Source organism: Kribbella antiqua (genome assembly GCF_004345665.1).
GTDB lineage: Bacteria > Actinomycetota > Actinomycetes > Propionibacteriales > Kribbellaceae > Kribbella > Kribbella antiqua.
In genome coordinates this window covers 367475-387404 of record NZ_SLWR01000011.1, presented here as the reverse complement: position 1 = coordinate 387404, position 19930 = coordinate 367475, and the positions used below count along the sequence as shown (strand labels likewise).

Genomic DNA, 19930 nt, shown 5'->3' with positions numbered 1-19930 from the left:
TGGGGCCCCGGCTACCTCGACAAAGTCGCCGCCGAACTCAACAACCGGCCCCGCAAACGCCTCCACTGGCGCACCCCCGCCGAAGCCCTCGACAAACTACTATCCGACCAGTCAAAACCACCCGGTGTTGCAACCACCGCGTGAATCCGCCCCACAACTTGGTGGGTCAACCAGCCAAATGGGGCAGGCCCCAGCGGGGTTGGGCTAGCTGCCTGCGAGTTTTTGGACTGCCGGGGCGAGGTCTTCGAGGTAGGTGCTGTTGACGGTGATGTACGTCGTGCCGAACTCGTCGCGGCGGCGCTGGAGTTCGTCGATCATCTGCTGAGGTGTGCCGCGCAGCATCATCACCGAGTCGCTCGCCTCGAGTTCCTCCGGCGACACCCCGGCCGCCCGGTGGGTCCACGGCGGTAGCTCGCGCGTGCCGGCTGCGAACAGGTTCATCGCCAGCTCGATGTCGTCGGCCCGCGGCCCGGCCAGCTCGCGCAACTCCCGCACCAGCTGGGCGATCTCGGCCCGAGGCGTCATCGCGTCCTTGGCGATCGAGACGATGTCGGCGCGCGCCGCCGCGAGTGCGAGCGCCCGTGGTCCACCCGCCGCCAGCATGATCGGCGTACGACGATCGCCGTCGAGCTGCTCGAGGATGTCCAGCGTCGCGCGGACCTGGTCGCGCCGTTCCCGCGCCGACCCGAACGGCAGCCCGATCTCGGCCGTCTGCTGCTCGACCGCCGGCCGCCCGGTGCCGATGCCGAAGTCGAATCGGCCGTCGGTGAGGACAGTCAGCGTATGCGCGTCCCACGCGGCTTGCCGGGGCGTGCGCAACGGAGCCGCGGCCACGAACGTGCCGACCCGGATGTCCGCGACCGTCGCGGCCACTGCCAGCGAGACGAACGGCGACGGCAGCTGCAGCCCGTCTGGCATCAACACGGACGTGTACCCGAGGTCGGCCGCCCGTCGTACGGTCGTGGTCCACTCCTCCGCGGTGGTCGGGCTGCCCACCACGCCGAACCGGAATCGCCTGTCGCTCATCGCCGTTGCTCCTCTCAAAAGTTGATACCTCCAGGCTGTCTTCCGGCGGTGGTGTCCACATCCCACCGAGGGAGGCGTTCGCCGTACACCGCTCGACGTACTCTGGTGACATGTCACGGAAGCGCAGCCCACTGCTGGACCGGCCCGGCGCGGTCGAGGCCGACGGAGTCGACGGCGGGGTCGCCGCCCACTATGGGTCCGATCTGCGGGAGCAGCGGGCCTTGGTCGCGGGGGAGGCGTTCGTCGACCTGTCGCACCGCGAGGTGGTCACGATCAGCGGTCCCGACCGGCTGACCTGGCTGCACGCGATCACGACGCAGTACTTCGAAGGCCTCAAGCCCGGTACGTCGACCACCGCACTGCTGCTGTCGCCGACCGGACACATCGAGCATGTGATGTACGGCGTCGACGACGGCGAGACGTTCTGGCTGCACACTGAGCCGGGCGCGGCCGCGGCGCTGGTTGAGTGGCTGCAGAAGATGGTGTTCATGTCCCGCGTCGAGATCAAGGATGTGACGGACGACTACGCGATCATCTGGCGGCCCGGGCCTGCTAAGGGTGACCTGTTGACCCGCAGTGGCGAGGACTCGCTGGGCGGTCATGAGGTCTTCCTGCCGCGGGCCGAGCTGGCTGGGCTGGAGGGCCCGGTCGCCGGGATCTGGGCCTATGAGGCGCTCCGGATCGAGGCGGGCTCGCCTCGGTTCGGGTTGGACACCGACGAGCGCGCGATTCCGAACGAGGTGGGCTGGCTAGGCGTCGGCGTACATCTGGACAAGGGTTGCTACCGCGGTCAGGAGACGGTGGCGCGGGTGCACAACCTCGGCCGTCCGCCGCGCCGGCTCGTGCGGCTGCATCTGGACGGGTCGGTGGACCATCTGCCGGCGCACGGGTACGCCGTACGGGCGGGGGACAAGCAGGTCGGGTTCGTCGGATCGGCGGCGCGGCATCACGAGTACGGGCCGATCGCGCTGGCGCTGATCAAGCGGAACGTGGACCCCTCCGCCGTACTCGAAGTGGTGGCGGAGGATCAGCCGACGGTGACGGCGTCGCAGGAGATCCTGGTTGACCCCGAGGTAGGGCTGCACGTTCGCTCCCGGCTGTGAGCCGAATCATTCGCAACAGAGCATTTTGCACCTGTACAGTTCAGCCGTGACCGAACCTGTGATCCTGGCCGACGTCGTCCGCAGCGGCTTCGTGGAGGGCCACCACCGTGGCTCTGTCGTGGTGACCAACCCCGACGGCGGCGTCGAGTGGTCCGTCGGCGTGGTGGACCAGCCGATGTTCCCGCGCTCTTCGAACAAGCCGATGCAGGCTCTCGGCATGCTCCGCAACGGTCTGCCCCTGGACGGCAAGCTGCTGTCGCTCGCGGGCGCGTCCCACTCCGGCGAGCAGTTCCACCTGGACGGCGTACGCGAGATCCTCGCGCTGGCGAAGCTGGACGAGTCGGCACTGCAGACTCCGCCGGCTTACCCGGTCGAGGATGCCGTCCGTGATGCCTGGGTACGCGCGGGCCACGGCCCAGAGCGGATCACGATGAACTGCTCGGGCAAGCACGCGGCGATGCTGCTGACTTCGGTGCTCAACGACTGGCCGATCGAGACCTACCGTGAGCCGGATCATCCACTGCAGCAGGCGATCCGGACCGCGGTCGAGGACACCGCCGGCGAGAAGGTTTCGTACGTCGCCGTGGACGGGTGCGGCGCCCCGATCCTCGCGATCAGCCTGGCCGGCCTGGCGCGATCGTTCGGTCTGTTCGCGGCGGCGGCACCGGGCACGCTCGAGGCTCGGGTGAAGGACGCCTTCCGGGAGTACCCCGAGTACGCCAGCGGGAGTATGCGCGACGAGCCCGCACTCATGCGGGCGATCCCGGGCCTGTTCTGCAAGGTGGGCGCCGAGAGCGTGTACGCCGTGGGCCTCGAGGACGGCCGCGGTATCGCGCTCAAGGTCGAGGACGGTACGCCGCGAGCCCGTGCGGTGGTGATGGCCGCCGTACTGAAGAAGCTCGGTCTGGAGCACGAGGTGCTCGACCAGCAGTCTCGCTTCCCGCTCCTCGGGGGTGGCGTCGAGGTCGGCGCCGTACAGCCGCATCCTTCGACTTTCAGCTAGTCGCCACCCCGCGTGAGCGGGCTCACGGTGCTGCTGCTTGCAATTGCAAGCACGTTGCTAGCACACTGGACGCATGGCCAGGTTGAGTGATCGTGCGGCTGGGGCGGTGGGCTCCCTCGGGGAGTACCTCGCCGAGCAGCGGCGGCATGCGCAGTTGTCGTTGCGGCAGCTGTCCGACCTGGCCGGAGTGTCGAACCCGTACCTCAGCCAGATCGAGCGCGGCCTGCGGAAACCGTCGGCCGATGTGCTGCAGCAGCTCGCGAAGGCATTGCGGATCTCCGCGGAGACCCTGTACGTACGGGCCGGCATCCTCGATCCGGACGACAGTTCCGACGGCGCCCGGCCGTCGGGCGTGGTCGACGCCGTACTGCTCGATCCTGCGCTGAACGAGCGGCAGAAGCGTGTGCTGCTGGACGTCTACGCGTCCTTCGTCCGTGAGAACACGTCCGACGACGATGCCGCCGGGAAGCCGGAGCCTGCCAGGCCGGCTGCCCCGAAACCGGCGGCCAAGAAGACCCCTGCAACAAAGCGCACCAAGTAATCCCATCCTGCTGACAACACAGCCTGCTGAAAACATCCCGAGGAGAAGCCTGATGGCTACCCGTACGCCCGTCACCCCGTTCTACGCGATCGCCGGCGCCGGCGACCTGGCCGTGGAGAAGTTCCGCGCGGTCAGCGAAGACGTCACCGCCCGGTTCGCCAAGCTGGACCAGAAGGCCCTGCAGACCGAGCTGACCAAGGCGCAGTCCGAGCTCAGCAAGCGGTTCGAGGCGATCGTCGCCGACGCGAAGACCGCTCCGGCCAAGCTGCGTGAGCTGCCCGCCGTCGCGCAGGCCGGTTTCACCACCGTCCTCGGCCAGGCCGAGGAGACCTACGAGGACCTCGCCGGTCGCGGCAAGGACCTGGTCGAGCGGATCCGCAGCCAGAAGGCCACCGAGGACCTGGTCACCCAGGCCAAGAGCACGGTGAGCAAGGCCAAGGCGACCCGGACCACCGCCAAGAAGGCCGCCGAGACCGCGTCCCGCAGCGTCAAGTCGACCGCGACCAGCGCCCGCAAGACGGCGAAGACGGCCACCAAGGCCGCTGCCGACGCCGCCACCAAGGTCGGCGACTGAGCACCACCCTCTGTGCGTGGCTCCTGCCGCGCACAGAGGGTGACAACAACCCCACTTCTGGGTGAATCATCGAAGCGGGCGGCCCACAATCTGCGGTGAGCAGAGGTGGGCCGCCCGGTCTTTCGGTTAGGCTCTAATGCATGCTCCCACTCGCCACGTTCCCGAACCTGTTCCCGGGGTTCGCAGGTCCGCTCGAGATCATCTGGTGGGTGCTGCTCGGACTCAAACTGGTCGCGCTGCTCGATGCGGCGTTCCGGCCGCGGGCGGTGTTCGTCGCGGCGGACAAGCTGACCAAGCCCGGCTGGGTGCTGATCCTGGCCGTGTTCACGCTGAGTCAGATCTTCCAGGGCTGGCTGAGCTTCTTCGGCCTGATCGGCATCGTCGCTGCCGCCGTTTACCTCGTCGACGCCCGGCCGGCGCTGCGTGCCGCCGCCGGCCGCGGCCGGGGTGGCTGGGGCATCCGCCGGCGCCGGGGTCCGCGCCCGCTCTGACTCACGACCGGTAGACGATCACCTTGTCGCCGACCTGGATCTGGTCGAACAGGATCTTGATCTTCCCCAGGTCGCGCACGTTGACGCAGCCGTGCGAGGCGCCGTTGTAGCCGCGGGCCGCGAAGTCGGACGAGTAGTGCACCGCCTGGCCGCCGCTGAAGAACATCGCGTACGGCATCGGGGAGTCGTACAGCTTGGACACGTGGTTGCGGCTCTTCCAGCCGACCGTGAAGCTGCCCTCGCGGGTCGCCGTCTTGACCGCGCCGAACCGCACGTCCAGCGACATCAGCACCTTGCCGTCGACGACGTACCGCAGCTTGCGCGTGCTCTTGTCGATGCACAGTACGACGCCGGTCGCGCAGCGCGGGTCCAGTCGCTTGCCGTTGACCACCGGCGGCGGCGGGTACAGCTCGGTCTGGGTCGGCTCGTGGGTGACCGCGACGAGCTTGTCGTAGGTGTTCTGGTCGACGTACCCGAGCGGTGGAATGCCCTTGGATTTCTGGAACTTCTTCACCGCGGACCGGGTCATGGTGCCGTACGAGTTGTCCAGCCAGCGCTTGTCGAGCAGCTTCAGCTGGACCAGCCGCGCCTCGACCTTGCGGACCGCCGTACCGCTGGACCCGTTCCGCCACAGGGCTTTCGGGTAGATCGGCAGCTCGCCGCTGACCTCGAACGGCACGGTCTTGAGGTCGGTGGTCGCCCGGGGCGTCGCGGTCGCGTTCGTTCCGAAACTGAGGAGTGCAGCAATGCTGGTGCCCACGACCAGTCCGGTCACCATCTTGCGAATGATCAGCCGACGCATCGGACACCCCTTTGAGCAGACCCCGTTCCTACACTGGTAGGACGTCCTCACGGGTCATTTGGTTGGCGTATCAGGGTACCGGAGGAACTGCGCATGGACATCGTTCTCAGCACCGCTGACATCACCACTGTGCCCGCGGACGCGATCGTCAATGCGGCTCATCACGCGCTCCGCGGTGGCGGTGGCGTGGACGGCGCGATCCACCGAGCCGGTGGGCGGGAGATCCTCGACGAGTTGATCGAGCGCTATCCGAACGGAGCCCCAACCGGTACGGCGGTTTGGACGACGGCCGGTGCACTCCCGGCGTCGTACGTGATCCATGTGGTCGGGCCGAACTACACCGTGGGTCAACGGGATCCGGCGCTGCTGGAGTCCTGCTACCGCAACGCGTTGCGGATCGCGGACGAGCTCGGCGTCAAGACTCTCGCGCTACCAGCGGTCTCGGCCGGGATCTACGGCTGGCCGGCCCAGTCCGCCGCGGACATCGCCGTACAGGCTCTTCGTGGTACGGCGACCGACGTCACGACGGCCACCTTCTGTCTGGTGGACCCCCGGCTCTACAAGGCTTTCCAGAAAGCAACAGCGGCCGGAGAGTGAAGCCTTCCCCGGCCGCTGATCACTTGGTGTTTCAGGCGTTGTACACGATGACCTTGTCACCGATGTGGACCCGGGCGAAGATCCAGGCGATCTTCTTCTTGTCCCGGATGTTCACGCAGCCGTGCGAGGCGCCGCTGTAGCCGCGGGCCTTGAAGTCGGCCGAGTAGTGCACCGCCTGGCCGCCGCTGAAGAACATCGCGTACGGCATCGGCGACTTGTACAGGCTGGACACGTGGTTCTTCGACTTGCGGTAGACCTTGAACGTGCCCTGCCGGGTCGGCGTGCTGCGAGCGCCGAAGCGGGCGTCCGCGATCGCCGCGGGCTTGCCGTTCACCATGAACACCAGCTTGCGGGTGCGCTTGTTGATGCACAGCACCCGGCCCTTCATGCAGCGCTTGTCGATCCGCAGTTTGCCCTTCACCAGCGTGCTGGCACTGGCCGTCGCAGTCGCCTTCTGCGGCACGACGACGGCCGTCGGCGTCACCGTCGCGGCCTCGGCCGCCGTGGTGCCGGTCAGCGCGCCGACGCCCACGAACGCAGCGGCCGTGACGGCGGCGCCGAGCTTACGCAGAATGCCCATGTTCCTTGTCCTTCCCCCAACGATTTGCTTCCACATGACAGACGTCAGCGCATGACGTCTGGTTGGTAACGATCCGGAACTTTCTTCCCCCGTAGACCGCCGAGGAATGGTGTATCACACCGCTGTACTTCGGTCCGAACTCTCCGACGGACCGTTTCCACTTCGTGCTCTGGCTGCCAGGTTTTCCCAAGCTCGGTGGCAATTCAGCCCTTGTTCTTGCGACCGAGCTTCGACCGCTCGACCTGCGTGAGCGCGACCTTCCGCATCCGAATCGCGTCCGGGGTGACCTCGACGCACTCGTCCTCGCGGCAGAACTCCAGCGACTGCTCGAGCGAGAGCTTGCGGGCCGGCACGAGCTTCTCGAACTCGTCGGCGGTGGACGACCGGACGTTGGTCATCTTCTTTTCCTTGGTGATGTTCACGTCCATGTCGTCGCTGCGCGAGTTCTCGCCGACGATCATCCCCTCGTACACCTCGGTCGTCGGCTCGACGAACAGCGTGCCGCGCTCCTGCAGGTTGATCATCGCGTACGACGTCGCGGCGCCGGCGCGGTCGGCCACCAGCGAACCGCTCGGCCGGGTGCGCAGCTCACCGAACCACGGCTCGTAGCCCTCGAACACGTGGTGCGCGATACCGGTACCACGGGTGTCGGTGAGGAACTCGGTCCGGAACCCGATCAGGCCGCGGGCCGGGACCAGGAACTCCATCCGGACCCAGCCGGTGCCGTGGTTGGTCATCTGCTCCATCCGGCCCTTGCGGACCGCGAGCAGCTGGGTGACGGTGCCGAGGTACTCCTCGGGGCAGTCGATGGTCAGCCGCTCGACTGGCTCGTGCCGCTTGCCGTCGATCTCGCGGGTGACCACCTGCGGCTTGCCGACGGTCAGCTCGTAGCCCTCGCGGCGCATCTGCTCGACCAGGATGGCCAGCGCCAGCTCACCACGGCCCTGCACCTCCCAGGCGTCCGGCCGCTCGGTCGGCAGCACCCGGATGGACACGTTGCCGACGAGTTCCTTGTCCAGCCGGTCCTTGACCAGCCGGGCGGTGACCTTGGTGCCCTTGGCGCGTCCGGCCAGCGGGGACGTGTTGGTGCCGATCGTCATCGAGATGGCCGGCTCGTCGACGGTGATCAGCGGCAGCGGCTTCGGGTTCTCCGGGTCGGCGAGGGTGTCGCCGATCATGATCTCCGGGATGCCCGCGATCGCGACGATGTCGCCCGGTCCGGCCGAGTCGCCCGGCACCCGCTCGAGCGCCTCGGTGACCAGCAGTTCGGTGATCTTCACCCGGTCGACGGTGCCGTCGTGCTTGCACCAGGCGACCTGCGCGCCCTTTTTCAGCGTGCCTTCGTGCACGCGGACCAGGGCGAGCCGGCCGAGGAACGGCGAGGCGTCGAGGTTGGTGACATGTGCCTGCAGCGGCGCGTCTTCGACGTACGTCGGAGCCGGCACGTTCTCGAGGATCGTCTCGAACAGCGGCTCGAGGTCGTCGGACTCCGGCATGCCGCCGTCGGCGGGCTGGGTCAGCGACGCGCGGCCGGCCCGGGCGGACGCGTACACGACCGGGAAGTCGAGCGCGGACTGGTCCGCGTCGTGGTCCAGCAGGTCGAGGAACAGCTCGTACGTCTCGTCGACGACCTCGGAGATCCGGGCGTCCGGGCGGTCCACCTTGTTCACCACCAGGATCACCGGCATCTTCCGGGCCAGCGCCTTGCGCAGCACGAACCGGGTCTGCGGCAGAGGACCTTCGGAGGCGTCCACCAGCAGGACGATCGCGTCCACCATCGACAGGCCGCGCTCGACCTCACCGCCGAAGTCGGCGTGGCCGGGGGTGTCGATGATGTTGATGGTGACCTGCTCGCCGTTGGCCATCTTGTGCCGGACGGCGGTGTTCTTGGCCAGGATCGTGATGCCCTTCTCACGTTCCAGGTCGCCGGAGTCCATCGCCCGCTCGTCCACGTGCTGATGCGCCCCGAAGGCGCCGGACTGCCACAGCATCGCGTCGACCAGAGTGGTCTTCCCGTGGTCGACGTGGGCCACGATCGCGACATTGCGCAGGTCGTTACGGACAGGCATGGGGAAGCGCTCCAAGCAATTCGACGGGTTTCAGGCGGTGGCTACGGCAGTAACACGTGCCACTCGACACAGGGCGCAGCCTCGCCATCCTACCGGCCATACAGCGCATCCCCGAAACCGGCGACTTCCGATCGCGTCTCGAGGTGGGCTGTGGACAACGGGTTGGACATGCGCCGGGATTCTGGATCAATATGTCGCACGAGTGGCAAGACCGTGTAACACTTTTATCCATGAAGGAGGTTGGGGAGTTGCCGAACACGTTCACCACGCGTGTTGCCCGGGTCCAGGGCGTCCATCCGCGTGATCTCTACGCCTGGCTGGACACAGGGCAGGTCCTCCAGCTCTCCAGGGGTGTGTATCGGCGCGCCGACGCGCCCTTGCCGTCGTATCCCGACTTCCTGGCGATCGCACACCGGTCGCCGGTGGCGATCATCTGCTGTGTTTCCGCTGCGGTCGTGCACGAGTTGACCGACGAGTTGCCCGTCGCCGTGCAGATCGCCGTACCAGGTCGTTCTCGAGCGCCGCGGATCGACTATCCGCCGACAGCCGCGTTCCGCTTTGACGAGGCGAGGTTCGAGGTCGGGCTGTCGCGAATGGAGGCAGCCCCGGGCGAGTGGGTGCGTATCTACGACGCGGCTCGCACGGTTGTGGACCTGATGCGACTGCGCCATCGCTTCGGCGAACCACTGGCGCATGCGGCGTTACAGCGGTACTTGAAGCGGCGCGGGGCGAAACCGGCTTCTCTGCTGGAGTACGCCGACGCACTCGACGTCTACGGGCCTGTCCGTCGTGCAGTGGATATCGCGAGCGCTGGATGAGCAAGCCGACCCGGGACGATCCCGGCGGACGTGCGTACCTCGACCTGCAGAACCGCGCCCGGCGGGAAGGCCGAGGAACGCAGGAGCTGCTGACCTTGTACGTCGTAGAACGCTGGCTGGCGCGATTGAGCAGATCCAGCCGCCTGGACGACTTCATCCTCAAAGGCGGCATGCTGCTGGCGGCGTACGGCCGACGGCGCCCGACCGCGGACGCGGATGCTCTCGCTCAAAACATGCCGGGAGACGAGCGGACCGTCGCGGCCCGGGTCGCGGAGATAGCGTCCCTGCCCGATCCCGACGGAGGCGTCGAATATCTCCTGGGAACCGTGACCACCAGCGTCATTCGAGACGATGCGTTGTACGCCGGGATTCGGGTCGGTATGACCGCGAGGATCGCAACGGCGGCGGTCAAGCTACGGCTGGACGTCAACTTCGGTGATCCCGTGACGCCCGGACCGCAGATCGTCGAGGTGCCTGCCTTGCGGCCCGGGGTCGACGCGATTCGGGTGCTGGGCTATCCGGTCGAGACCCTGATCGCGGAGAAGCTCTCCACCGCCGTGGCACTCGGAGCGGCGAACACCAGGGTGCGCGACTACGCCGACATCTACACGCTGATCACCAGCCGGGAGCTCGATGACGACGTGGTCCGCGAGGCTGTCCGGGCCACGGCCGCATTCCGAGGCACGGCGGTGCGCCCACTGAGCGAGGTGACATCCGGGCTGGTGGCGTTGAGATCCGGCGCCTACGCCGCCTATCGCGCCGGTCTTGGCCTGAGCGGTCACGACCTGCCCGAAGACTTTGCCGATCTCGTCCAGGTCGTGGCTGCCTTTGCTGACCGTGTTCTTACGGAGTGAGTACGACCTACAGGCTGTGTCGTGCCAGCTAGAGCACGCGGTGGACCTTGTGTTGGGCGGCTTGGGCTCGGGGGCGGACGGTGAGGCGGTCGATGTTGACGTGGGGTGGGCGGGTGGCGATCCAGCTGACGATGTCGGCGATGTCGTCGGAGGTGAGGGGTTCGGCGACTCCGGCGTACACGGCATCGGCCTTGTCCTGGTCGCCTTCGAAGCGGGTCAGCGCGAATCCCTCGCTGCGGACCATGCCGGGGGCGATCTCGGCGACCCGGACCGGCTGGTCGTAGAGCTCCAGGCGGAGGGTGTCGACGACGGCCTTGGCGGCGTGTTTGGCGGCGACGTACCCGCCGCCGCCTTCGTAGGCGACCTGACCCGCGGTGGAGCCCATCACGATGATCGTGCCGCGGCCGGCGATGAGTGCCGGGAGCAACGACTTCGTCACGGCCGCGACGCCGATCACGTTCACCTCGTACATCCGTCGCCAGGCATCCAGATCGGCCTCGGCGACCGGCTCGAACCCGAACGCGCCGCCGGCGTTGTTCACCAGGAGTTCCAGCCGGTCACCGACCGCTTCGGTCAGTGCGGCGACGTCGTCGGCAGACGTCACGTCGCACTGCACGGCCCGCCCGTCGATCTCCTTCGCCAGCGCCTCGATCCGGTCCAGCCGGCGGGCCGCGGCGATCACCTCGAACCCCTCCCGGGCCAGGTGCCGCGCCGACGCGGCCCCGATCCCACTGCTAGCTCCGGTCACTACAGCAAGAGGACGATTGGAAGTCATACCCCGAGTCTCCCAAACCGACCGGACGGGACGACTGGCTGTCTCAGACTCGCGTCGGCTCCGCCTGCGTGCCCACCGGGACTCGGCGAGCGGCCCCGACCACACCGGCCAGCGCCGCAACGGTGATGGCCGCGAAGCCCGCCAGCAGACCCAGCGTCTGTCCGTCAGGATGGATCAAAGCCTGACCCCGGAACGCCTGAACCGTCACCGTGACCATCAAGCCGGCGTACCCGAAGGCGACCACGCCGACGAGGCGCGCCCGGACGCGCTCGGACCGCAACCACACGACCCGGGCAGCGAGAACCTGCAGCACCAGCACGGTAATCAGCAGGAACTGGATCGCGTGCAGTCCGACGAAGTGCGGGATGCGCAGGTCACCGCCGACAGTGCTCCAGTGGGTCAACGGCATACCTGGCCCGCCGGACTCGACACCGATGCCGTGGCTGCCGGCCAAGGTGACCGGATGACCGTTCGCATCCACGACCTCCTCCCGCGAGCCGTTCGAACCCACGAGGTAGAAGGCGATCGCCATCCCGGCGACGGCCAGACCGAGGCCGACCCGGATGGCCCGGACAAGTGGTGCGTCGCCGATGCGCTGGAACTGCAGCATGATCGCGATCACCAGACTGGCGCCGAACAGGCCAAGGACTCCGGACATGAACACCTGCTGCCCGACCTGGTTGAACGTGTCGGTGTTGGCGTTGAAGTGACTGAACGTCCCGCGGGCGGCCTGGACGACGATGAATCCGACATCGACCAAACCGGTGATCGCGAACACCGTCCCCGTCCACCAGCCGAGGCGTTTCGCCTTGCGCAGCTTGGAAAGCAGCCACGCGAGCGTCGCGCCGTACAGGACGAACGAGATGCCGAACTTGAACGGCTTGAGCCACACGGACTCGTTGAGGATCTCCCGGCTGTCGACCAGGAGACCGATGCCGGCGGCCAGGCTGAGGCCGGCCATGACGAGCACCATCAGCATCAAGGGACGGTGCCAGGACTTGGCTTCTTCGAGGACGGTACGCATGTGATCAATGCTTTCGGCGCACTCGCCGTACCGCACTGGAGCGAGCCCCCCAGCCTTGGTGGAGATAACCCCACCCTGGAAACCTCAGGCCTGGCGCGTCGGCAGCGCGATGATCTGGCGGAGGTTGACTTCACGACGGCGGGAGACGGCGAAGGCGACCACATCCGCGATATCGCGCGCCTCGAGCGGGCCGATCTGTTCGTTCATCGTGGCCAGCAGTTCCTGGCCGGCGCCATCGAGCTGGTCGCCCAGTTCGGTAGCGGTCAGTCCTGGCTCGATGTTGGTGACGCGGACGTCGTACGGCGACAGGTCCGCCCGGAGCGATGCCGACAGGTGGGTCAGGGCCGCCTTGGTCGCGCTGTAGACGCCGTACCCGGGGAAGGTCAGGTGGGCGCCGATCGACGAGATGTTCACCAGGTCAGCGGTCTTGCCTTCGGAGCCGGCTGCGATCAGGTCGGGGGTGAAGGCGCCGATCAGCCGGAGGACTCCAGTCAGGTTGGTGTCGATCATCCGGGTCCAGTCGTTCAGCCGGACCTGCTCGACCGGTGCGGCGAGCATCACGCCTGCGGCGTTCACGAGCAGGTCGACGCGGCCGAGCCGGTCACCGATGACGCCGACGCCGTGGTCGACGGAGTCCTGCGACGTGACGTCCATGCCGACACCGAAAGCACCCGCGCCGAGCTTGCCGGCCAGGTCGTCCAGGCGATCGGTACGGCGTGCCACCAGGGCGACCGTGGCACCGTCGGCCGCGAGCTGCTCGGCGATCGCGGCACCGATACCGCTCGCGGCACCCGTGACGACTGCGTTGCGGCCGGCCAGAGGAAGGTTCGTCATCGTTTCTCCCAGAAGAGTTGGTTGATGACACAGAGCCTGCTGCCCCCGCTGAGGCTTTACCCAGTCGTCTGCTGAACCTGGGTCTGACAGGACCAGGATCCGCAATCACGCACCTTGGATACTGGACCGCATGGATCGTCGTGCGGAGCTGACCGAGTTCCTGAAGTCGAGGAGAGCCCGGGTACGCCCGGAAGACCTTGGACTGAAGGTGTTCTCCGGCCGTCGTCGTGTGCCCGGACTGCGTCGTGAGGAGCTGGCCCAGGCCGCCGGCGTCAGCGCCGACTACTACGTCCGCCTCGAGCAAGGCCGCGCCGACAACGTGTCCCAGGAGATCCTGGATGCTGTCGCGGACATTCTCAGCCTGACCGGCGACGAGCGCGAACACCTGGCCCGGTTGGCGAAACCAGTCCGCCGTACGACGAAACGCCGTACGGCGGCGCAACGGGTCAGGCCAGGGCTGCAGCAGCTGATCGACGCGATGGACCACGTACCGGCCTTCGTACTCGGACGCAGGATGGACGTGCTGGCCTGGAACCGGCTGGCGGCGGCCCTGATCGGCGACTTGGACAAGCTCGAACCCAGGCAGCGCAATGTCCCTCGGATGATCTTCCTGGACGAGTCCGCCCGGGATCTCTATCCGGACTGGGACGCGGTCGCCGCCGAGAGCGTCGACTACCTCCGCATGTACGCCGGTCGCTACCCGGACGACCCCGAGCTCGGCGAGTTGGTGGGCGAGCTGTCGATCCACAGCCCCGAGTTCCGGGAGCACTGGGCCAGGCACGACGTCAAGGACAAGAGCTTCGGCGCCAAGGTCCTGCACCACCCGCTGGTCGGCGAGATCACGGTCCAGTACGAGACCCTGCAGCTCCCCGGCGACCAGGATCAGCTGCTGGTCACCTATTCCGTCGAGCCGGGTTCGCCGTCCGAGCAGGCTCTGCGGCTGCTCGCCAGCTGGACGGCGCCCGAGCGCGAACGCCTGCAGACGGAGCCGGAGTTACCCTGACGAGGTGACCGAAGCAGACCGTCCGCTCCGGCGGGTCGCGATGATCAGCCTGCACACATCGCCGCTCGACCAGCCCGGTACCGGGGACGCCGGCGGGATGAACGTCTATGTGGTGGAACTGTCGAAGCGCCTTGCCGACCTCGGGATCGAGGTCGACGTCTTCACCCGCGCGACCTCGTCGGCCCTGCCCGCCCGGGTGGAGCTGATGCCCGGCGTGATGGTCCGCAACGTCGCCGCCGGGCCCTACGAAGGCCTGACCAAGAACGAACTGCCCGCCCAGCTGTGCACGTTCGCCCGCGCCGTCCTCAGAGCGGAGGCGATCCACGAGCCCGGGTACTACGACGTGATCCACTCGCACTACTGGCTGTCCGGCCAGGTCGGCCTGCTCGCCCGCGACCGCTGGGCCGTGCCGCTCGTCCACACCATGCACACGATGGCGAAGGTGAAGAACGCCAGCCTCGCGGAGGACGACGTACCGGAGCCGCCGGCCCGGCTGCTCGGCGAGGAGCAGGTCGTCGAGGCCGCGGACCGCTTGCTGGCCAACACCGACGACGAGCGGAACGAGCTGATCACCCTGTACGGCGCTCAGCCCGCGAAGGTCGGAGTGGTCAACCCAGGAGTCGATCTGGAGGTCTTCAGCCCGGGCGACCAGGCCGGGTCCAGGCGTGCGGTCGGTCTGCCGGAGGATGCCGTCGTACTGGCGTTCGTCGGGCGGATCCAGCCGTTGAAGGCGCCGGACCTGCTGATCCGGGCGGCCGCGCGGATGCTGGAACGAGATCCGTCATTGCGGCAGCGACTCGTGGTCGCCATCATCGGTGGACCGTCGGGCAACGGGATGGAGCATCCCGAGTCCCATGCCGAGCTGGCCCGGGCGCTCGGGGTGGACGACGTGACCCGGTTCGTGAAGCCGATGGAGCGATCCGGGCTGGCCGACTGGTACCGAGCCGCCTCGGTCGTGTGCGTGCCGTCGTACTCGGAATCGTTCGGGCTGGTCGCGCTGGAGGCGCAGGCCTGCGGGACGCCGGTGGTCGCGGCGGCTGTCGGCGGGCTGACCACCGCGGTCGCGGACGGCCAGACCGGGCTGCTGGTGCCGGGCCACGCGGTGGACGACTTCGCCGACGCGCTGAGCCGGATCGCGACGGATCCGGTCCGGCGCGAGACGATGAGCCGGGCGGCGGTCAAGCACGCCCAGGGCTTCGGCTGGGAGCTGACCGCGCGCAAGACGCTGTCGGCGTACCGGACCGCGGCGCAAACAATGGCGGCCGACCTGGCCGCGGAGGTAATCGGGTGAGAGTTTCGGCGGCGGACGTGATCCGCCAGGTGCTGAAGGAGAACGAGCTCGACTTCACCGAGGGCGAGCCCGGCGCGTTCACCGCGGACCTGCCGGGCGAGCGGAAGCTGAAGACGACGGTCACGCTGACGGTCGGCCCGCAGGCGCTCCACGTGCACGCCTTCGTCGCCCGCCGCCCGGACGAGAACCACGAGGCCGTCTACCGCTGGCTACTGGAGCGGAACCTGAAGATGTACGGCGTCGCGTTCGCCGTCGACCACCTCGGGGACATCCACCTGGACGGGCGCGTCCCGCTGCATGCGATCACCCCGACCGAGATGGACCGGCTGCTCGGCGCCGTACTCGAGTACGCCGACTCGTCGTTCAACACGATCCTTGAGCTCGGGTTCGCGTCGTCGATCCGCAAGGAGTACGAGTGGCGGGTGTCCCGGGGTGAGTCGACCCGGAATCTGGACGCGTTCAAGGGCTGGCTGGAGCCCCAGTAGGCTTGCAGGCATGACCTATCGCCTGATCCTGCTCCGCCACGGCCACAGCGACTGGAACGCCAAGAACCTCTTCACCGGCTGGGTCGACGTCGACCTGAACGCTCAGGGCGTCGAGGAGGCGCACCGCGGTGGTGAGCTCCTGCGCGAGCGTGACCTGCTGCCCGACGTACTGCACACCTCGGTGCTGCGCCGCGCCATCCGGACCGCCACCATCGCGCTCGAGGTGGCCGACCGCCAGTGGATCGACGTACGCCGGTCCTGGCGGCTGAACGAGCGGCACTACGGCGGCCTGCAGGGCAAGGACAAGAAGCAGACCCTGGAGGAGCTCGGCGAGGAGCAGTTCATGCTTTTCCGCCGCTCCTACGACACCCCGCCGCCGCCGATCGAGCGCGGCTCCGAGTACGACCAGGCCGGCGACCCGCGGTACGCCGGGCTCCCGCCGGAGATCCTGCCGGCGACCGAGTGCCTGAAGGACGTCGTCGAGCGGATGCTGCCCTACTGGTACGACGCGATCGTGCCGGACCTGCGCGACGGCAAGACCGTCCTGGTCACCGCGCACGGCAACTCCCTGCGCGCCCTGGTCAAGCACCTCGACAACCTCGACGAGAAGACCATCGTCGGCCTCAACATCCCCACCGGCATCCCCCTCTACTACGAACTCGACGAGAACTTCCGCCCGGTCACCCCCGGCGGCGAGTACCTCGACCCCACCGCGGCCAAGGAAGCCATCGAGGCCGTCAAGAACCAGGGCCGCTGACCGGGCCGGGATTCTCTGCGCGAAGCTGATCGAGCAGGGCAACCAGCTCGGGACGCTGAGCGACGATCTCGGGATTCTCGTCGAGCAGCGCGAGTTGGGCCTGCTGCAGGCTCCGCAGGTGCTGCTGCACAGCGTCGAGATGCGCGCGCATCTCGGCGCCGTCCATTGCTGACACATCGGCGCTGATCAGCCGGTCGGTCACCGATTCATCCATGCCGGCGACGGTACCCCTTGCCCACCGCGCCCGCTTCGTCCGCCGCTCCGCCATTTCAGGGGTCAACCCCGTGACTTGTGGGTTGCGGACCCAAATTTTGCCTCCGCAACCCACCACCTGAGGGGTTCACCCCTGAAATGCCGGGGGTGGGAATCGCGGGACGCGCGAAAGGCGCCCCCGGCAACCAGTGCCGGGGGCGCCTTGTGCTGCTGCAAGTCAGTTGCCGTTGGGGTTCGGGGCTGAGGCGCCGGCGCCAGAGCCTGCCGCCGTACCGCCGACGGCTACCGGGAGTTCGCCGGTGACGAGGTAGACGACGCGGCGGGCCATCGAGACGGCGTGGTCGGAGATGCGCTCGTAGTACCGGCCGAGCAGGGCGATGTCGACCGCGACCTCGACGCCGTGCGGCCAGGCGTCGTCCATCATCAGCCGGAACTGGTTGCTGCGCAGCTTGTCCATCAAGTCGTCGGTGGCCTCGAGCCGGCCGGCGGCCTCGACGTCCCGGGTCTTGATCACGTCACCCGCGGCGTCCACCATCTTGCCCGCGACCGAGCCCATCTCCTCGATGACGCTGTGCAGCTCGTCCGGGATAGCCGGAGCCGGGTAGCGCATCCGGGCGATCTTCGACACGTGCGCGGCGAGGTCGCCCATCCGCTCCAGGTCGGCCACCATCCGCAGCGCCGCGACCAGCATCCGCAGCTCGTTGGCCACCGGCGACTGCCGGGCCATCAGCTCGAAGACCTTGTCCTCGACACCTTCACCGGCCGCATCCAGCTGGATGTCGGCGGCGATGACCTCTTCGGCCTGCCGGATGTCGGCGGTCAGCAGCGCGGTGGTCGAGCGTCGTACGGCGGTGGACACCGTCCGGGTCATCCGCTCCAGTTCGGCGAGGATGTCGTCGAGCTGCTCGTGGTAACTGTCACGCATTGTGTTCGTTTCCGATCTGTGGTGTCCGGTGCCGCAGCGGCGGAGTGGGCCGGCACAGGGCAGGTACCCGCTCAGTGGTGACCGTATGCCGTCGAGGTTGCCGGATGGCGACGAGTGGTGAACGACCGATGAACAGTTGTGTCGTGTCCCGGTCATCCGGTGCTCATTCGGTCTTTCCCTGCTGGTTGCCCGCGTAGCATCGATGCCGTGGACCCCACGCTGGCTGCGGTGCTGGGCGGCGTCATCGGCGCGGCCCTGGCCCTGCTTTCGCTCGGTGCCATGATGCTCAGCGAGCGGGCGCAGCAGAAGATCCCGGAGTCCCCGGACCCGATCGTCCCCGCCGGCGTCGCCACGGTGCTGTCCGTACTGCGCTCCTCGGCGGTGGTGATGGGCCCCGAGGACCAGGTGCTCCAGGCCAGCGCCCCGGCGCACGTCCTCGGCATCGTCCGGGGTGAGCGGCTGGTCGTGGACGACCTGCTGACCATGGTCCGGGCGGTCCGGCGGGACGGCGAGATCCGCCAGCAGGACCTGGAGATCGTCCGCGGCCGGCTCGGCGCGACGCAGTACGTGAGTGCCCGGGTGGCGCCGCTGGGCAGCCAGTTGGTGCTGGTCCTGGTCGAGGACCGGACCCGGGAACGCCGCCTGGAGGCGATCCGGCGCGACTTCACCGTCAACGTCAGTCACGAGCTGAAGACTCCCATCGGCGCCCTGATCCTGCTCGCCGACGCGGTGTCGGAGGCGTCCGACGACCCGGAGGCCGTCCAGCGGTTCTCCGGGCGGATGCGGGTCGAGGCGTCCCGGCTGAGCCGACTGGTGAAGGAGATCATCGAGCTGTCCCGGCTGCAGGGCGACGACCCGCTGGAGAACCCCGGCCCGGTCGACATCAACGCCGTGATCGACACCGCCATCGACCGCTGCCGGATCGACGCCGACGACCGCGAGATCAAGATCGTGGTGAAGACCGAGCCCGAGCTCGAGGTGATGGGCAGCGAGGATCAGCTGGCCATGGCGATCGGGAACCTGGTCGAGAACGCGGTCAACTACAGCCCCGACGGCACCCGGGTCGCGGTCGCCGCACACCCGATCGGCGACCTGGTCGAGATCACCGTCAGCGACCAGGGTGTCGGCATCCCGAGCAGCGACCTGGAACGCATCTTCGAGCGGTTCTACCGGGTCGACCGGGCCCGGAGCCGGGAAACCGGTGGGACCGGCCTCGGCCTCTCCATCGTCAAACACATCGCCTCCATCCACGGAGGCGATGTGCGCGTGTGGAGTGTCGAAGGCCAGGGCTCCACCTTCACCGTGAGACTCCCGCTGCGGCTTGAACCCGTACCGGGTCAGACCGACTCCTCCAGCCAGGAGGAGCCGGCCATTCGCCTGGCGCCTACCCCGCCAGCGCAACGAACCAAGGAGGCAGCTTCGTGACCCGAGTGCTGGTCGTCGAAGACGAAGAGAGCTACAGCGACGCGTTGTCGTACGTCCTGCGCAAGGAAGGGTTCGAGGTCGCCGTCGCGGAGACCGGCCCGGACGCGCTGGAGGAGTACGACCGAGCCGGTGCGGACATCGTCCTGCTCGACCTGATGCTGCCGGGTCTGTCCGGCACGGAGGTGTGCCGGGCACTGCGTAGCCGGGGCAACGTCCCGGTGATCATCGTCAGCGCCAAGGACACTGAGGTGGACAAGGTGGTCGGGCTCGAGCTGGGCGCCGACGACTACGTCACCAAGCCCTACAGCCCCCGGGAGCTGCTGGCCCGGATCCGCGCCGTACTGCGGCGTGGCCAGGACGTCGAGCTGTTGCCCGACACGCTGGAGGCCGGTCCGGTCCGGATGGACGTGGAGCGGCACGTGGTGACGGTGTCCGGGACCGAGATCCGGCTCCCGCTCAAGGAGTTCGAGCTGCTCGAGATGCTGCTGCGCAACACCGGCCGGGTGCTCACCCGCGGGCAGCTGATCGACCGGATCTGGGGCGCCGACTACGTGGGTGACACCAAGACGCTCGACGTCCACGTCAAGCGGCTGCGTTCCAAGCTGGAGAAGGACCCCTCGAATCCGCAGCACCTCGTAACGGTGCGTGGTCTGGGCTACAAGTTCGAATCCTGAGACACAGCGGCCGGGTTCTCGCCACCCGGTCCGAGTCCTGAGTCACATCCCCACAGGTCGCGACGG

At 68.0% G+C, this 19930-nt stretch carries 23 protein-coding genes and 1 pseudogene; 15 read left to right on the top strand and 9 right to left on the bottom strand.

The genetic code is table 11. From position 1 onward, the window contains the following. A pseudogene (locus tag EV646_RS41050) lies at positions 1-144 on the top strand (IS30 family transposase); the annotation flags it as partial. A gap of 60 nt (positions 145-204) precedes the next feature. Here the strand turns inward: EV646_RS41050 and EV646_RS30145 are convergent. Continuing rightward, the gene (locus EV646_RS30145; RefSeq protein ID WP_132154549.1) at positions 205-1026 is read right to left on the bottom strand and encodes an LLM class flavin-dependent oxidoreductase; all 822 of its coding nucleotides are present in this window, start codon (positions 1024-1026) and stop codon (positions 205-207) included. 110 nt (positions 1027-1136) lie between these two features. Between EV646_RS30145 and ygfZ the strand changes: the two genes are divergently transcribed. From ygfZ to EV646_RS30120, 5 genes are all read left to right on the top strand, one after another. Continuing rightward, the gene (gene ygfZ / locus EV646_RS30140; protein WP_132154547.1) at positions 1137-2129 is read left to right on the top strand and encodes a CAF17-like 4Fe-4S cluster assembly/insertion protein YgfZ; all 993 of its coding nucleotides are present in this window, start codon (positions 1137-1139) and stop codon (positions 2127-2129) included. Between the two features lie 46 nt (positions 2130-2175). Beyond that, positions 2176-3132, top strand: coding sequence for an asparaginase (locus EV646_RS30135; protein ID WP_132154545.1), 957 nt, complete (start codon positions 2176-2178; stop codon positions 3130-3132). Between the two features lie 73 nt (positions 3133-3205). Continuing rightward, on the top strand, positions 3206-3673 hold the full coding sequence (locus tag EV646_RS30130; RefSeq protein ID WP_132154543.1) for a helix-turn-helix domain-containing protein: 468 nt from the start codon (positions 3206-3208) through the stop codon (positions 3671-3673). A gap of 52 nt (positions 3674-3725) precedes the next feature. Then, entirely contained in the window at positions 3726-4247 is a 522-nt protein-coding gene (locus EV646_RS30125) for a hypothetical protein (RefSeq protein ID WP_132154541.1), read from the top strand. A gap of 140 nt (positions 4248-4387) precedes the next feature. Next, positions 4388-4738: a DUF2516 family protein gene (locus tag EV646_RS30120; protein WP_132154539.1), complete on the top strand. Its 351-nt coding sequence runs from the start codon at positions 4388-4390 to the stop codon at positions 4736-4738. Position 4739: 1 nt separating this feature from the next. Here EV646_RS30120 and EV646_RS30115 read toward each other — a convergent pair whose 3' ends face one another. Next, positions 4740-5540 (bottom strand): L,D-transpeptidase family protein, encoded by an 801-nt coding sequence (locus tag EV646_RS30115; protein WP_241996412.1) that lies wholly within the window; start codon positions 5538-5540, stop codon positions 4740-4742. A 93-nt stretch (positions 5541-5633) separates the two neighbouring features. Here EV646_RS30115 and EV646_RS30110 point away from each other — a divergent pair, with 93 nt between their 5' ends. After that, positions 5634-6137, top strand: coding sequence for a macro domain-containing protein (locus tag EV646_RS30110; protein ID WP_132154537.1), 504 nt, complete (start codon positions 5634-5636; stop codon positions 6135-6137). A 31-nt stretch (positions 6138-6168) separates the two neighbouring features. On the opposite strand, the gene EV646_RS30105 is transcribed toward EV646_RS30110, so the two are convergent. Both EV646_RS30105 and typA read right to left on the bottom strand, forming a co-directional pair. Further along, complete coding sequence (locus tag EV646_RS30105; RefSeq protein ID WP_132154535.1) at positions 6169-6717, bottom strand: L,D-transpeptidase; 549 nt, start codon at positions 6715-6717, stop codon at positions 6169-6171. A 203-nt stretch (positions 6718-6920) separates the two neighbouring features. Next, positions 6921-8786: a translational GTPase TypA gene (typA, locus tag EV646_RS30100; RefSeq protein ID WP_132154533.1), complete on the bottom strand. Its 1866-nt coding sequence runs from the start codon at positions 8784-8786 to the stop codon at positions 6921-6923. Between the two features lie 230 nt (positions 8787-9016). Here typA and EV646_RS30095 point away from each other — a divergent pair, with 230 nt between their 5' ends. Next, positions 9017-9604 (top strand): type IV toxin-antitoxin system AbiEi family antitoxin domain-containing protein, encoded by a 588-nt coding sequence (locus EV646_RS30095; RefSeq protein ID WP_132154531.1) that lies wholly within the window; start codon positions 9017-9019, stop codon positions 9602-9604. Continuing rightward, positions 9601-10458 carry a nucleotidyl transferase AbiEii/AbiGii toxin family protein gene (locus EV646_RS30090; RefSeq protein WP_132154529.1) on the top strand — a complete coding sequence of 286 codons (858 nt, stop codon included), beginning with the start codon at positions 9601-9603 and terminating at the stop codon, positions 10456-10458. The genes EV646_RS30095 and EV646_RS30090 overlap by 4 nt, the downstream gene beginning before the upstream one ends. Before the next feature lie 28 nt (positions 10459-10486). Here EV646_RS30090 and EV646_RS30085 read toward each other — a convergent pair whose 3' ends face one another. The 3 genes from EV646_RS30085 to EV646_RS30075 all read right to left on the bottom strand — a co-directional run bounded on the left by EV646_RS30085 (position 10487) and on the right by EV646_RS30075 (position 13091). After that, on the bottom strand, positions 10487-11233 hold the full coding sequence (locus EV646_RS30085; RefSeq protein ID WP_132154527.1) for an SDR family NAD(P)-dependent oxidoreductase: 747 nt from the start codon (positions 11231-11233) through the stop codon (positions 10487-10489). Between the two features lie 43 nt (positions 11234-11276). Beyond that, entirely contained in the window at positions 11277-12257 is a 981-nt protein-coding gene (locus tag EV646_RS30080) for a hypothetical protein (protein ID WP_132154525.1), read from the bottom strand. Between the two features lie 84 nt (positions 12258-12341). Further along, complete coding sequence (locus tag EV646_RS30075; protein ID WP_132154523.1) at positions 12342-13091, bottom strand: SDR family oxidoreductase; 750 nt, start codon at positions 13089-13091, stop codon at positions 12342-12344. A gap of 130 nt (positions 13092-13221) precedes the next feature. Between EV646_RS30075 and EV646_RS30070 the strand changes: the two genes are divergently transcribed. The 4 genes from EV646_RS30070 to EV646_RS30055 are packed head-to-tail and all read left to right on the top strand — an operon-like array spanning position 13222 to position 16627. Further along, entirely contained in the window at positions 13222-14094 is an 873-nt protein-coding gene (locus EV646_RS30070; protein WP_132154521.1) for a helix-turn-helix transcriptional regulator, read from the top strand. Positions 14095-14134: 40 nt separating this feature from the next. Continuing rightward, entirely contained in the window at positions 14135-15385 is a 1251-nt protein-coding gene (gene mshA / locus EV646_RS30065; RefSeq protein ID WP_132154608.1) for a D-inositol-3-phosphate glycosyltransferase, read from the top strand. Further along, entirely contained in the window at positions 15382-15870 is a 489-nt protein-coding gene (locus EV646_RS30060) for a type III secretion system chaperone family protein (protein WP_132154519.1), read from the top strand. Before mshA ends, EV646_RS30060 begins: the two co-directional genes overlap by 4 nt. 10 nt (positions 15871-15880) lie before the next feature. Then, on the top strand, positions 15881-16627 hold the full coding sequence (locus EV646_RS30055) for a phosphoglyceromutase (protein ID WP_132154517.1): 747 nt from the start codon (positions 15881-15883) through the stop codon (positions 16625-16627). Here EV646_RS30055 and EV646_RS30050 read toward each other — a convergent pair. Together EV646_RS30050 and phoU are read right to left on the bottom strand one after the other, a co-directional pair. Next, positions 16608-16841, bottom strand: a complete 234-nt coding sequence (locus EV646_RS30050; RefSeq protein WP_132154515.1) for a hypothetical protein — start codon at positions 16839-16841, stop codon at positions 16608-16610. The genes EV646_RS30055 and EV646_RS30050 overlap by 20 nt on opposite strands. A gap of 216 nt (positions 16842-17057) precedes the next feature. Next, positions 17058-17765: a phosphate signaling complex protein PhoU gene (gene phoU, locus EV646_RS30045; RefSeq protein ID WP_132154513.1), complete on the bottom strand. Its 708-nt coding sequence runs from the start codon at positions 17763-17765 to the stop codon at positions 17058-17060. A 207-nt stretch (positions 17766-17972) separates the two neighbouring features. On the opposite strand from phoU, the gene EV646_RS30040 reads away from it, so the two are divergent. Then, positions 17973-19190, top strand: a complete 1218-nt coding sequence (locus EV646_RS30040; protein ID WP_132154511.1) for a sensor histidine kinase — start codon at positions 17973-17975, stop codon at positions 19188-19190. After that, positions 19187-19864: a response regulator transcription factor gene (locus EV646_RS30035; RefSeq protein ID WP_132154509.1), complete on the top strand. Its 678-nt coding sequence runs from the start codon at positions 19187-19189 to the stop codon at positions 19862-19864. The genes EV646_RS30040 and EV646_RS30035 overlap by 4 nt, the downstream gene beginning before the upstream one ends. The last annotated feature ends 66 nt before the right edge of the window (positions 19865-19930 follow it).